This window comes from Paraburkholderia sp. A1RI_3L (assembly GCF_048957895.1).
Classification (GTDB): Bacteria; Pseudomonadota; Gammaproteobacteria; order Burkholderiales; family Burkholderiaceae; genus Paraburkholderia; species Paraburkholderia kururiensis.
Genome location: NZ_JARCHA010000011.1, coordinates 23,898 through 36,433, shown reverse-complemented (window position 1 = coordinate 36,433; position 12,536 = coordinate 23,898). Strand labels below are relative to the sequence as shown.

The window sequence follows — 12,536 nt, the reverse complement described above, 5'->3', positions numbered from 1 at the left end:
AGAAGTGCATGCGTGCCGGGCGAACAAAGGGAAAGCGGTGATGAGCAGCAAGTTTCGGTCCGCGCCGAAATACGCTGGAAAGCCGCCGGACACGCTGCATCGCAGCGAAACGGCCGCTTGCGAAAACACGATTCCTCAGAAGAGTGCGCAACTATTGCAAGCGTGCGGGCAAACATTTCAATCCGCGCACAGCGCTTTACGTCTGACTACACTGCATTCGGACTTGCTGGCGGGATGCTTCGCGCTGAGAGGGCCGCTCCGGGCGTTGCGCCGTGTAGGGCGCCGCTCGCAGGAACGCACCATGCAGCGCGACGCCGCGACGCCATTGTCGGGCGGCAAGACGTCGGAGCATAAAAGACTGGAAGCAGACGGGAAGCAGGACGAGAAGCAGGACGAGAAGCAGGACGAGAAGCAGGACGAGAAGCAAGGCGCCGCCCTTCGTCACCACGGAGCCGCGATGAACATTCACGTACAGGCAGGCGAAATGAGAGAGGTGGCCGAGACGCTGGGCCGCTACTTCGAAGCGCGCGCGATCGGTTTTCATATCGACGAACGCCCGGACCACACGCTGCACATCGGCTTTGAAAACGGAGGGCACCGCGCGTCGGTGACGGTTTCCTTCGACGACGGCGCCTACGAAGACTTCACGCAGCGCGACCTGGAAGGCAAGCGGCATGCGTTGAAGCGCATCTCGAACGAATTCGGCAGCCTGATGGAACAGCGCGGTCCCGGCGCGCTGGCAGGGGACTTCCGGGTCAATCGGCTCGACGGCGGGCAGTAGCGGCGTGGGGTATCGGACTCAGTACCTCGGGACTTAGCATCTCAGGGCTCAGTACCTCGCCGCGTTCACGCGTCCTTCGGTGTTGGCGGCGCCCGTTACGTCGTCCAGATTCTGCGGATACGGGTACGTGAGGCCGAGCAGTTGACGCATGGTGGGGCTCGCGCGTTTCACGAACGCCTCTCCCACCATTGCGCGCAGGTCTTCCATCGGCTTCACGAACTTCGGCAGGTACTGGATCAGGATGGCGCTGCGGTCGCTGTTGCTGCGGTTCGGCATGGCGCAGTGCCAGGTGGCGCCGAAGAACAGGATGGCGTCGCCGGGGTCCGCCTCCATGCGCTCGCAGCGTTCGAAGAACCGGTCGTCGGGGCCGGGGTAGCGCAGGTCGCGCTGTGTGCCCGGCACGAACGCGGTGGCGCCGGTTTGCGCCGTGAACGGATCGAGCGGAATGGTCACCTGCGCGTTGAGCGGAAAGCTCGCGTTGATGCCCACGGGAAACGTCTGCGGCGCGTGCAGATCCCAATACGGGTAGTCGATGTGCGGTTCCTGGCCGGGGCCGTCGGGCAGGATGCGGTTTGCGGCAATCGATCCCATCACGAAATCCTCACCGAGAAACGCGCGCATGGCGGCAACGATCAGCGGTTGCTCGGCCATCTGCGAAAACACGTCCCCTTTTGCAAGCAGATTCCACACGCGGCGTTGCAGATGCAGCCGCGCCGCCTGCGCGGCCTCGCCCTGAAAGTGCGTGACGGTTTGTGCGCGGGCGTCGGAATGGGCCATCACGACGCTGCGCGCTTCGCTCACGTGAACTGGACTGAAGAGGCCGCGCACGCGGACTGCGCCCGGCCCGTGGAGCAGGGCGTCCACCACGGCTTCGGGCGTGCATTCGGCGGGACTGAAGCTTTGCATGGCGTGTCTCCTGATCGGCCGGTCCTGTGATCGTGTAATTGGCTGCTGTGGGACGATGCGATGTCGTCCATCCGCGTGCATCGCGCGCCGCGCGGGCGCACGTATGACCTCAGCATAGACAAGACCGCATCGATGTACAACGGAAATTGCATCATCCAGTGAAATGGAATTTTTGTTCCATTGCAGGAATATGCCTTAAAAAGCGCACCTCAAAAACGCGGCTCAAAAAAAGCCGTGAAACCGCACGACATGAATTTCCAACAGACTCCGCGCGAGCGTTCTTCTACATTGGCAGCCATCCGCAACCCGCCGCGTTTCCAGCGCTTGCTGATCGAGTTGATCGTGCCGATCGTGCCGATCTTCGCGTTCGAGACGCGGCCCACACACTGAAGGACGTTCCGTGAACTTCTCATCTCTCATCAACCGTATCGGTTTAGCAGGCAAGGCGCAGCCCTCGAATCCGGCGATGCGGACGACGCGCGTCTCGTACCACCTCTCGCGCCAGCTTGCATTCGCGGCGACGGCCGGCGTGCTCGCCATGACGAGCGTCTCGGCATGCGCCGCGACGTGGGTGCTGCGCGGCACCGCGGTCGTGGCCGCGCCTGTCATCGTGGCGCCTCCGCCCGTCGTCTACGCGGCGCCGACACCGGTGGTCACCTACGTTCCGCCGGCGCCGCTGATGGTGGCGCCGGCTCCCGCGAAGACCGCCTATGGCGTCGCGCCGACCACCGTCTACGTGGCGCCCGCGGTTCGGCCCGCCGTCTGGGTACCGGGCCACTGGGTGGGCGGCGTGTGGATTCCGCCGCACTGGGCCTGAGCGGTACGCGATGCGCCAGGGGCGGCACGCGGTGAACAACTGGCGCGATGCACAACTGGCGGTACGCGCGTGCACAGCTGGCAGTACGTTGTGCACAGATAGCGGCACGCGACGAACAACTGGCAGTACGCGATGTACAGCTGGCAGCACGCGGTGCACGATTGAACCACCGCGTGAACCACGGCGCGCCTCGCCGGCGTCGCCGTCACGGTAGTCGCACCGGCCTCTCCCTGTCTTTCGCCTTCGACGGGAACGGGCCGGCTATTTCAGCGTGAACGAGGGCAGGTGGAACGAGATGCCGATGTCATTTTCATCAGGATGGGCCGTGCGCCGCGCGCGGCGTTGGGCGAGTGCGACGCTCGTGGCCGCGTGTCTCGCGTTCGGCGGCTGCGCCTCGGGCATCAGCGGCGTGCAGGCCTATGCCGCGCCCGCACCCGTGCGGCCCGACGTGATCTACGTCTACCCGTTCGACGACGCCACGGCGACCGTCCAGTTCGACAACGGCCTGAGCCGGCAGTTGAAGGCGTCGTTCAGTGGGACGTCCGCGGTGCAGCAGCAATACAACGAGGCGCTCGCGGTGCGCGGCCAGGTGGCGAGCGAACTCGTGCGGCAGTTGCGGGCGAAGGGGCTCGATGCCGTGCTCGCGCCGGTGCCGCCCTCGACGCTTTCGACGCCGCCCGGCAAGAGCGTGCTCGTGATCGAAGGCAGCCTCGACACGCTCGATGCAGGCCGGCGCAGCCGCCGCATGCTGATCGGCTTTGGCGCGGGCAAGAGCGAGGTGGAGGCGTCGGTGCAACTGCTGTATCAGCCGCGAGGCGGCGTGCTGTCGCCGTTGCAGCGCTTCGACGCCACCGCGGACAGCGGCAAGGCGCCGGGCATGGTCGCCATGGGCGGCGTGGGCGCGGCGGCGGGGAGCCTGGCGACGTCGGTGGCGACGAGCGGCGGGCTGCACGCAGTCTCCGAAGCGAAGCACGACACGTTCGAAGCCGAAGCGAAACGGCTGGCCGATTCGATCGCGAAGCAGGTCGTGGCGGCGGTTGGTATGAAGGGCAAGAACGCGAATGCGGCACCGGTGGTGCAGGGCGCTCAGGCGCAACCTGTGGCGCAGGCGGACTGAACGCGGGGCGATGCTCATTCGGTTTAGCGCTCAGCGCTTGGGATCAACCGCCCGCATCGTGACAGCGGCCGATACAGGCGCGGCACGATTCGCCATGCGATCGCGCAGGATATACGGATTGCCGCTCAAGGCTCGGGTTTGGGTTCCCACGGCGCGGCGTTGACCGCCGCATCGTTCGTAACGGCCGCCGATACAGGCACGGCATGATTCGCCGTCCTGCCCGCGCCAATAGCGGATGGTGGCCCGCCTATGTGCTACGCGCCGGGCAAACCCGAGCGCGCCGGGTTTTGCCCCCCGCCCGAACCCGGCGCCGTCGCACGCGCGCCTGCCTTGCCCGTTGCACGATTGCCCGCGGCATGACCCGGCCGCGCCGTTGCGCCGCGCACTTCGAAGTGCACGGCGTCGACGCTCGTGCCGTTCGCATCCACGAGTTCCAGCACGTGCCGCCCCGGCCACGGCAACCAGGTCACGCGGTCGTCGTGGCCGAGCGGCTTGCCGTCGAGCCGCCACGCGCTGCGCGAGGACGACCCGCTCTCGCGCTCGAAGACGATGCGCTGGCGCGTGGCGGGAATGTCCGGGTCGAGCGCGAAGAGCGTGCCATCCGTGGGCGAGCCGATGCGCGGCGCGCCCTTTCCTGATTGCGCCGATTGCACCGACTGCGCTGCATGCACCCCTCGCGCCGCGCCCGCCGACGACGTTCCACGCGCTCCAGCCGGCGCGCCCGCCGCATCCGCTGCAAGTCCCACTACCGGCGTTTGCGTGCCGCTCAGGAACCACTCGTTGCGCGCGGGCTCCACGTTCTGCTCGAACGCGATGCGCGTCTCCACGACGCCCGCGGGCATGCGCGGCGCGTCGCTCGGCACGTGACGGTGCAGGTAGCCGGCCACGGCGGCCCAGATGGGCGCCGCGCCCGTCACGCCGGAGACGTCCCACATCGGTTCGCCGTCCGCATTGCCCACCCACACGCCGATCGTGTAGCGCGAGGTGAAGCCCACCGTCCAGTTGTCGCGCATGTCCTTGCTCGTGCCCGTTTTCACGGCCGAGAAGAAGCGCGTGGCGAGCGGGCTGTCGAAACCGAAGGTGCGGGTGCGCGCGTTGTTGTCCGCGAGCACCGTGGTCACGATGTAGCTCGCGCCCGCGCTGAACACGCGTCGCGGCGTGGCGGGCGCCGTCGCGTACGGCACAGTGGGATGACGCGGCAGGTCATACGTAGGCGACGCCACGCCGCCGTTGGCCAGCGCGCGGTACGCATTGGCGAGCGAAAGCAGCGTGATGTCCGCGCTGCCGAGCGCGAGCGAATAGCCGTAGTAGTCGCCGCTCTGCGTGAGCGGCAGGCCGAGCGCCGTGAGCGTGGTGGCGAAGCGGTGCGGCGTGACCATCACGAGCGTGCGCACGGCGGGCACGTTCAGCGACGACCCGAGCGCCGTGCGCACGCTCACCCAGCCCTTGAAGTCCTTGTCGTAGTTCTGCGGAATGTAGAGCCCGCCGCCCGCGGCGAGGTCGAGCGGCGCGTCGTCGAGCAGCGAGGCCGTGGTGAGCCGCCGTTCGTCGATGGCCTCGGCGTAGAGGAACGGCTTGAGCGTGGAGCCGGCCTGGCGGCTCGCGAGCACGGCATCCACGTCGCGCGCGCCCGAGAGTCCGCCCGACGAACCCACCCACGCCAGCACGTCGCCCGTCGCGTTGTCGAGCACGACCACGGCGCCGTCGTGCACGTTGCGCCGATGCGCCGGCGCATTGAGTTCGACGAGCGTGCGCGTGAGCGTGTCCGAGGCGAAGCGCTGAAGGCGGGCGTCGAGCGTCGTCGTGATGCGTGCCCCGGCCGCCGGACGCGTTTCGGCCGCGATGCGCCGCGCGAAATGCGGCGCGAGCGTGTCGGCTTCGGGCGAAACGGCGAGCACGGCGGGTGCGGGCCGCGCGAACGCGAGTTGTACGAAGCTCGTCAGATTCGCGCAGCGTTCGGGCGCCTTCATGTCGCGCAGAATCCGGCAGGCCCGCGCGCTCACGCGGGCGTAGGGCGCGTTGGGCGCGCGGATCAAGGCAGCGGCCACGGCGGCCTCGCGCTCGTCGAGGCCCGAGGGCGCCTTGCCGAACAGCGTGAGCGAAAGCGCCGAGAGCCCGATCGTCTCGCCGCGAAACGGCACGAGATTCAGATACGCCTCGAGAATCTGGTCCTTGCGCCAGCTGCGTTCGAGCCACAGCGCGCTCACCGCCTGCCCCGCCTTCTGCGCGACGGACCGCTGCCCGGAATGCTGGGGATCGTCGCCGAGCAGGCCCGTGAGCTGCATCGTCACGGTGGACGCGCCGCGCGTGCGCGTGTTCCAGAGATTCGCCCAGGCCGCGGCGGCGGCGCCGTGCCAGTCGACGCCGCTGTGTTCGTAAAAGCGCTTGTCTTCGGAAACGACGATCGCTTCGCGCAGCGCCGGCGAGACGTCCGCGAGTGCGACCCAGTCGCCGCGCCGCTCGGTCTTGTCGATACGCGTGCGTTGCAGCGGCGTGCCGTCGCGTGCGAGCAGCAGCCAGTCCGAGCTGCGCCACTGCGCGCGCACGTCGTTGAACGAGGGCAGGGCGTGCGCGAGCGGCGCGGCAACGGCGAGCAGCGCGCAGATGGCGGCGCGGGCAATGCGCCGGGCCACTGCCCGCCCGTCGCCCATCGCGCATTTCCCCCTCACTGCGCCACCGGCCGCACGACCACCGACGCATTCGGCAGCACCCCGAACGTCGAGGGCGCGTAGAGCGCCTCGACGCGCGTAGGTGGCAGGCCGAACGTGCCGACGTTGTTGAGCCGCATGGTGTATTCCACGGAGAATTTCCCCTTCGGCAGGTAATCGTAGTAGGCGCGATAGCCGTCGAAGCCGCGCTCCACGAACGCCGGCCACGCGTCGCCCTGTTGCCGTTCGCCCTGCGTGGCGGCCTCCGAATCGCGGCCGAGGCCGGAGCCGAGAAGGGTCGCGCCGGCGGGCACCGGATCGTTGACGACCACCCAGGTCATGTCGGTCTGGGCATCGATGTCGAGGTGCACGCGCACGATGTCGCCGCGCGTGTACGTCCCTCTGGCCATGCCCTTTACCGCGGGGTCCACCGCCGTCACCGTCTTCGTGATGCGATAGCCCGCGGCGAACGGCGCCTTGAGCGCCACCGCCGCGAGGCTTTCGATGGTGGCCCACGGCTTGCCGGTGCCGTCCTGCGTGAGCGTCAACGAAAGCGCGCCGGGCGCTGTGGCGGGCGCGCCGCGCGCCTCGGCCGGCCACGGCAGCAACACGCTGCGCGTGTTCGCGGTCTTCGTGATCGCGGTGGCGGATGCAAAATTCGCCGCCGATGCCGGCTGGCTCCACGCGATCGTCTTCGTGGTCGCGCCCAGTTGAAGCCGCGTCTGGCCGGTCACGGGCACGCTTTCGAAGGCGCGCGAGAAACGCTGCACGGCGAGCAGACCCCACAGGTTCGCCGTCGTGGTCTGCCACGCGCCGTTCTTCTGCATGCCGAGCAGGCCCGCGACGAGGCGCGGCATCTCGTCCTTCCACCCCGGTGCATCGACGAACGTGAGCGCCGTGCGCGCCGCGTTCGTTTCGGTGCCCGTCATGAGCCACCAGAGGTCGTCGCCGTCCGCGGTGGAGAAGGTGAGGCGCGTGCCCTGATATGTAAGGCGGGCGCGGATGATCTGCTCGGCCTGCGCGAGCTTGTCGTCGCGTTGCGGGATGTCCTTCACGCGCGAGAGGATCGCGTAGTAGTCGAGCACCGCGGAGGTGGGCCACTGGTTCGGTGCGACCTCGATCGAATCGAGCATGCTGGCACGCGCGGCGCCGTGACGCGAGAGCGCTTCGATGGCGGCGAGCTTGCGCAGGTCCAGGTCCTTGCGCGGCGCCCAGAACTTGCGCTCGAGGCGGCCTTCCACGAAGGCGGCGAGACCGCTCTCCATCCTGGCGCGCAAGTCGTCGGGCAGGGCGAAGCGCGGGTCGAGCTTCGCGGCTTCGTCCGTGACCGAGAGCAGGTACGCCGTGAGCGCGGTGCTGCCCGTGTTGCCGCTGTCGTCCGAGGGCGGGAAGTAGTTCGCTAGCCCATCACGGTCCAGATACACCGGCATGCGCGCCACCACGGCCTGCCACTGCGCCACGTCGTTCAGGCCCAGCGCACGCGAAGTCTGCTGCTCGATGCAACTGTACGGATAGCGCTCGAACCAGCGCCGTACGCCCGGCAGCCCTTCGGAGAGCTTCGGCTGCAACGAGACCGCGATGCCGCCGCGCGGCACGCCGGCCTGCGTGGTGGTCGCATTCGGCGGCGCGGCCACGGGCAGCGAGAACGAGCCGTCCACCTGCGTGAGCGTGGCCTGCTGCACGGTGACGGGCACAGCCGCCGTGACACGTTGCGTGACCTTCAGCGCGTCGCTGGCGTGCGGTCCGCCCTGTTCGGCGGCGGCCACGTTCCAGGCGAGCGCGGCCGGCGACGCTTCTGACAGGCCATCCGGCGGCGTTAAGGTCCACGCCACTTCGCGCGCGGAGTCGGCGGCGACGTCGACCGTTTGCGGCGCGAGCGTGAGACCCGGCACGTTCGGCGTAACCACCACCTTCATCGCGCGCGCCGTCGTGTTGCGCACGGTGAACTGCGCGCGGAACTGGTCGCCTTCGCGCACGAGCGGCGGCAGGCCCGAGATCAGTTGCAGATCCTGCGTGCTGCGAATCGAAACGCTGCCCGTGCCGAACGTGCCGTCGCCCACCGCGGCGATGGCGACGATGCGAAAGCTCGTGAGCGAGTCGTTGAGCGGCACGACGAGCGACGCTTCGCCGTTGGCGTCCAGCGTCACGCGCGGGTTCCAGAGCAGCAGCGTGTCGAACAGTTCGCGCGTGGCGCCGTGTCCGCCGCCACCGCCCGCGGGCACGGCCTTGCGTCCGAAGTGCCGGCGCCCGACGATCTCCATCTGCGCCGTCGACGTCTCCACGCCGTAGGCGCGCCGCTGGAGCATGGCGTCAAGCACGTCCCAGCTGTCGTTCGGCATGAGTTCGAGCAGCGCTTCATCCACGGCGGCCACCGCGATCTGCGTGCCTGCGGGCGCGGGCTTGCCGCCCGGCATCTGCACGCGCAGTTTGACGTGAGCCTTGCCACGCACGGTGTAGGTCTTCGCATCGGGCGTGACGGTGACGGCGAGGCGATGCGCGGCCGTGCCTACCTTGATCTCCGCAAGGCCATAGCGATACGCGGGTTTGGAGAGGTCCACGAGCGGCGTGGGCGCCTCGTACTGGCGCCCTTCGTACCAGAACGCCCGGGCCCATTCGATGGGGGCCTTCCAGCCCCACGTGAAGAACGAGTACCACGGCACCTCGTGAATGCGCCCGCGCAGCGCGAGCACGGAGACGTACACGTTCGGCCCCCACGCCTCGTTCACCTTGAGGTCGATGGTGGGGTCTTTGCCGTCCAGCTTCACGACGTGCGTTTCGATCACGCCTTCGCGTTCCACGGCGACGAGCGCCGTTGCGAACCGGAACGGCATGCGCACCTGGAAACGTGCGGTTTCGCCGGGCTCGTAGGCAGTCTTTTCGGGCAGCACGTCGATGCGGTCGGTGTTCTCGCCGCCGAACCAGAGGTCTTCCTCGCGCGTGACCCACACGGAGGTCGTGGCCGTGGACGCATTGCCGTCGCCGTCTTTTGCCGTTACGACGAGGTCGACGTTGCCCGCTTCCTTGAGCTTCGCGTCGCAGGCGAGCAGGCCGTGGTCATCGCTCTTGCCGCTGCACAGCGTGCCGAGGTCTTTCGTTTCGGTGTGGTTGTCGTACGCATAGAAGCCGCCCACCATGCGTTTGCGCGACGTGATGGTGATGCGCGCGATGCCGCGCACGTCGAGCGGCACGCCCGCGCGCGGCTTGCCTTGCAGGTCGAGCGCGAGCGCCTTCACGGGCACCGTGTTGCCCACCGACACCCATTGCCCCGACTTCACGCCCGCCACCACCGCGGCGGGCCACAGCGTGGCGCTGCCGCTGATGGTCTGCACTTCGCCGTTCGGGTCCGCGAAGGTGCTTTCGAGCGCGAGACGCTTCGGCGCATCCACGGCCGGCAGGTTCTTCAGCGTGAGACGGCCTGCGCCGTTGCGGTCCAGCGTGACGGGTTCCTTGTCGGCGATGAGCTTCGAGCCGTCGTCGGTGGATTGCTGCGATGCGCTGTCTTCGTCGTCGCCGGTGTCCGACGACGCCGTGTTGTCGTTGCGCTTCACGTAGGGCAGGAAGCTGTAGTCGGGATACGTGTCCGCGAACGCTGGAGAGGTGCTCTTCATGAGCGCGGAGACCTGCACGGGCAGGCCCGATGCGCCGCCGCCCGAGGTGTACTCGATCTGCAGCGTGAGCGGCGCTTCCTTCGCGGCCACGAGCGGGTGGGCCTTCTCGTCGCGCACGGCGATCGTGCCTTTGAAGACGGGCAACCGGAATTCCTCGACGCGGAAGCTGCCCGACGTGTAGCTGTGGCGCATGGCGTCGCCTTCGCCGCTGTCGTTGTTGTTGTCGTTGTTATCGTCGGCGTTGCTCGATGCCTGGTCCGATGCCTCGCCCGATGCAGCGTTTACGTTGCCGTCGTCGAGCGAGACTTCGTACTCGCCCAGCTTGGCCGCAGCGGGAATAACGAAGGTGGAGTCGGCGGTGTGGTCGGCAGCCCATTTGAGCGGCAGGTGCCAGGTCTGGCCGCTGCCCGTATGACGGATCGTGACGCGCGTCGGGTAGGTCTGCGGGAAGGCGAGGCCGTGCATCGTTTCCACGCGGATCAGGTGCTTCATCGACACCGTTTCGCCCGCGCGCAGCAGCGTGCGATCGAACACGGTATGGGCGCGCACGGTCTGATCGAGGCTTGTGTCGGTGGGCACGTTGAAGCGCCACGACTCGATGCCGCGGTTCCAGTCCGAGCGCACGAAGGCCATGTCGTGGCCCGTCTTCGGGTCGTCGATGCGCGCCGAGACGAAGAAGCCGCCGAAGGCGTCGTTGCGGCATTCGGCACGCGGCGCGAGCGGCCCGGCGATCATCAGCACGCCCTGTGCATTGGTCTTGCCGGAAGCCACTTCGTCGCCGTTGCAATCGCTCACGTGGACGTCGGCGTTCGGCACGGGCTGGCCCTTGTCGAGCGTCGTCACCCACACCGCGCTGTTTTCGCGGCCCTGCTTGAAGTGCACGCCGAGATTCGTGACGAGCACCGCGGTGCGCACATACATGGGCGCCTGTTTGCCCAGCAGCGACGCACCGAGCGCGGGCGACGCCAGTTCGATCACATAGAAGCCGGGCTTCGTCACCGGCACGCCCACCACTTCGAACGGACGCAGCGCCTTGGGATCGGCCTTCGGCAGCGAAAGCGTTTCGATGTTGGCGCGGCCCGCGAGCAGCGAGAGCGAGCGCACGTCGATGCGGGGATTCTTCGGGTCGTTTGAGTCGTCGTCGCCGGATGTATCGCTGCGCGGCTTCACGATCACGGGATGCGGATTGTGATCGAGCAGATTCGGCATCGCCTCGGCAATTTCCTTGCGCGTCATCGTGTAGTTGTCGAAGCGCTCGACGTTGCGCATCCAGCTGCGAATGTCGCTGTCGGCTTCCACGCGCAGCTTCGAGAACTGCGCGTTGCCCGCGTTGAGGCCGGCAATGTGGAGATCCGCCTCGACGTTGCGCAGCGTGACGGGCACGAGCGCGGGCATGTTGGGCTCGGCAAAGCGTTCGATGATGCCGAACGTGCCCGACGAGAATTTCGCGAGCGGCGGCAGCGGGCCGGTCGTGGTCTTGAGCGGGAACAGATCGGCATTGGTGAGCGCACGGCCGCTCGCGTCCTTGAGGCCGGCGGGCAGCACGACGCTCAACTGGGCGCGCTCGGGCAATGGCGCCGCGAATTCGACGGTGCTGGTTTGCGGGTCTTTGTCGTCGGGCGAGAACGTCGGCTTGATGTCGCCGTCGGGTCCCTTGAGGCGGAGGCGTTCGGCGTCGCTGCGCGCAATGGGCGCGTTGAACTGCACGCGCACGGGACGCAGCGGCGTGCAGGGCGCCCTGGCGTTTTCGCGTTCGCAACTGAAGCTCGCGGCGAAGGGCTCGCGCACCTTGAAGTCGAAGCGGCGCTCCACGTCGTTGGCAATGCCGCTCGGGCTCGCCACGCCCTTGCCGTAGACCAGTTGCGCCTTCGTGCCCGAAGGCAGGGCCTGCTGGCATTGCAGCGTGAGCACGCGCGCGCCTTCCTTTTGCAGACGGAAGCGCTTCAAAAGCGCCGTGCGCGTGGCGGCGTCCACGTTGGTGACGGGAATGCGGTTGCCGAGTCCGCTCGACTCGCACCATACGTGCTGCTTAACCGAGGCATCCGTTGCCGGTCCGTTGAGCTTCAGCACGAAGGCCTGGTTTTCTTCGATCTCGTCGCCGGAGGGCTCGACGTCCTGCACGAACGGACCGCCTGTCTGAAACGCGTAGTGCCGTGGGCCCGTGAGCGCGTTGCCCGCCGCCGACTTCAGCCCGTCCTTCAGGTCCACGGAACAGGCGACGCCAGGCGGCAGGTCAGCGGAGAAGTCCCAGGCCCAGGTGCGTTCGTCGATCCAGCGCGACTGGCCCGCGCTCGCGGAGGCGTCGTTGCATTTCACGGCGGCGGGTGCCGCGAGGTCGGGCGCGCCGAACGGCACCATCGCTTCGTCGAACTTGACGACGATCTGCCTGACCTGCGCCACGGTGCCTTGCGGCGACACGTGCGTGATGCGCGCTGCATCGGCCCGCCGCGTCGTGGCGCAGAGAAGACCCAGCGCCACGATGGTCGCAGCGGTCGCGGTGGCCCAGAAGGCAGGTTGTTTGAGTTTGTTCGTGCCGCGTCGCATGCGTCGCGCTCCCAGGTTTCATTTTTCTTTCGGAATGACGGGCCGATTCTAACTGACGAAAGAGACGCTTCCAGTACGCATATCGGCGCGTGTCGATACGCACGCGAAGGCGCCG

The 12,536-nt window shown here is 68.0% G+C and carries 7 protein-coding genes; 4 read left to right on the top strand and 3 right to left on the bottom strand.

Annotated features, from left to right (window positions below; translation table 11 throughout):
- The first annotated feature begins 40 nt into the window (after positions 1–40).
- Positions 41–781 (top strand): hypothetical protein, encoded by a 741-nt coding sequence (locus tag PXJ20_RS25275; RefSeq protein ID WP_421032371.1) that lies wholly within the window; start codon positions 41–43, stop codon positions 779–781.
- 48 nt (positions 782–829) lie between these two features.
- Here the strand turns inward: PXJ20_RS25275 and PXJ20_RS25270 are convergent, their stop codons facing one another.
- A complete protein-coding gene (locus PXJ20_RS25270) occupies positions 830–1,687 on the bottom strand; it encodes a phytanoyl-CoA dioxygenase family protein (RefSeq protein ID WP_421032370.1) in 858 nt (285 codons plus the stop codon).
- Between the two features lie 180 nt (positions 1,688–1,867).
- Here PXJ20_RS25270 and PXJ20_RS25265 point away from each other — a divergent pair, with 180 nt between their 5' ends.
- The 3 genes from PXJ20_RS25265 (at position 1,868) to PXJ20_RS25255 (ending at position 3,621) form a co-directional block, all read left to right on the top strand.
- A complete protein-coding gene (locus PXJ20_RS25265) occupies positions 1,868–2,077 on the top strand; it encodes a hypothetical protein (protein ID WP_421032369.1) in 210 nt (69 codons plus the stop codon).
- 10 nt (positions 2,078–2,087) lie between these two features.
- Positions 2,088–2,504: a hypothetical protein gene (locus PXJ20_RS25260; RefSeq protein WP_421032368.1), complete on the top strand. Its 417-nt coding sequence runs from the start codon at positions 2,088–2,090 to the stop codon at positions 2,502–2,504.
- 301 nt (positions 2,505–2,805) lie between these two features.
- Positions 2,806–3,621 carry a DUF4410 domain-containing protein gene (locus PXJ20_RS25255; RefSeq protein ID WP_421032367.1) on the top strand — a complete coding sequence of 272 codons (816 nt, stop codon included), beginning with the start codon at positions 2,806–2,808 and terminating at the stop codon, positions 3,619–3,621.
- A 254-nt stretch (positions 3,622–3,875) separates the two neighbouring features.
- Here PXJ20_RS25255 and pbpC read toward each other — a convergent pair whose 3' ends face one another.
- Together pbpC and PXJ20_RS25245 are read right to left on the bottom strand one after the other, a co-directional pair.
- Positions 3,876–6,272, bottom strand: coding sequence for a penicillin-binding protein 1C (pbpC, locus tag PXJ20_RS25250; protein ID WP_421032366.1), 2,397 nt, complete (start codon positions 6,270–6,272; stop codon positions 3,876–3,878).
- Between the two features lie 14 nt (positions 6,273–6,286).
- On the bottom strand, positions 6,287–12,421 hold the full coding sequence (locus tag PXJ20_RS25245; protein WP_421032365.1) for an MG2 domain-containing protein: 6,135 nt from the start codon (positions 12,419–12,421) through the stop codon (positions 6,287–6,289).
- Positions 12,422–12,536: the final 115 nt, after the last annotated feature.

Coding starts and splice junctions, on each gene's coding strand:
- PXJ20_RS25275 (WP_421032371.1), top strand. CDS start 41: ATGAGCAGCAAGTTTCGGTCCGCGCCGAAATACGCTGGAAAGCCGCCG.
- PXJ20_RS25270 (WP_421032370.1), bottom strand. CDS start 1,687: ATGCAAAGCTTCAGTCCCGCCGAATGCACGCCCGAAGCCGTGGTGGAC.
- PXJ20_RS25255 (WP_421032367.1), top strand. CDS start 2,806: ATGTCATTTTCATCAGGATGGGCCGTGCGCCGCGCGCGGCGTTGGGCG.
- pbpC (WP_421032366.1), bottom strand. CDS start 6,272: ATGGGCGACGGGCGGGCAGTGGCCCGGCGCATTGCCCGCGCCGCCATC.
- PXJ20_RS25245 (WP_421032365.1), bottom strand. CDS start 12,421: ATGCGACGCGGCACGAACAAACTCAAACAACCTGCCTTCTGGGCCACC.